Annotated in this window: 1 protein-coding gene and 1 pseudogene; both read right to left on the bottom strand. The window is 67.9% G+C overall.

The window, feature by feature from the left end; all coding sequences use genetic code 11:
• Positions 1–302, bottom strand: a pseudogene (locus tag AC1D15_RS34635) (acetyl-CoA carboxylase, carboxyltransferase subunit beta); the annotation flags it as partial.
• The coding region (gene trpA, locus AC1D15_RS34630; RefSeq protein ID WP_477829639.1) for a tryptophan synthase subunit alpha at positions 299–917 on the bottom strand (619 nt) is incomplete at its 5' end. The gene trpA and the pseudogene AC1D15_RS34635, both read right to left, overlap by 4 nt.

The raw sequence follows: 917 nt of genomic DNA, 5'->3' as shown, positions 1-917 counted from the left end.
TCCTTCAGCCGCTCCGGGTAGCGCTTGCTGTCCTTGAACTTCAGCGCGTCGACCGGCAGCACCTCCTGGCCGATCTCGTAGCGGCCTTCGCCGTCGAGGAAGGCATCGAGCCGCGCGCGGGCGCGGATGCGGTGGTGGTGGCTGCACTTCGGGCAGACGTTGATGTTCTGCTCGAGGTCGCTCTTGTAGAGCACGGTGTCGCACGACGGGCACTTGATCCACAGGCCTTCGGGCACCGTGCGGCGCTCGCTCGGGTCCGTCTGCTGCATCTTCGGCGGAAGCAGTTTCTCGAGCCAACTCATGCGGGAGCTCCTTTCAGGGTATCGAGGGCGGCGCGGATCTCGGCGATGAACGCCGCGGCCGCGGGGACGACATTGTCGCGCGTCTGGGTTTCAAGCAATTGCACGATGCGGGATCCGATGACGACCGCATCCGACACCCTGGCGACCGCGATGGCCGTCTGTGCGTCGCGGATGCCGAAGCCTACACCCACCGGCACCTGCACATGGGCCTGGATCCGCGGCACCATCCGGGCCACCGCGTCGGTGTCGAGGTGGCCGGCGCCGGTCACGCCCTTCAGCGACACGTAGTAGACGTAGCCGCTCGCGATGCGGCCCACATCCTTCATGCGCTGTTCGGTGGAGGTGGGCGCGAGCAGGAAGATCGGGTCGAGCTGCTTCGCCTTCAGCCGGGCGGCGAAGGCCTCGCATTCCTCGGGCGGGTAGTCGACGACCAGGACGCCGTCGACGCCGGCCGCGGCGGCGTCGCGCACGAACGCGCTCTCATCGGCACCGGCCCCATGCAGCTGGTCATAGCGCTCGATCGGGTTGGCGTACCCCATCAGCACCAGCGGCGTCGTCGTGTTGCGGGCCCGGAAGCCGCGCACGTAGTCGAGCACCTGCACCATGCCGATCTTC

Source organism: Rhizobacter sp. P2_H2, assembly GCF_056403375.1.
This window is presented reverse-complemented; position numbering and strand designations above follow the sequence as displayed.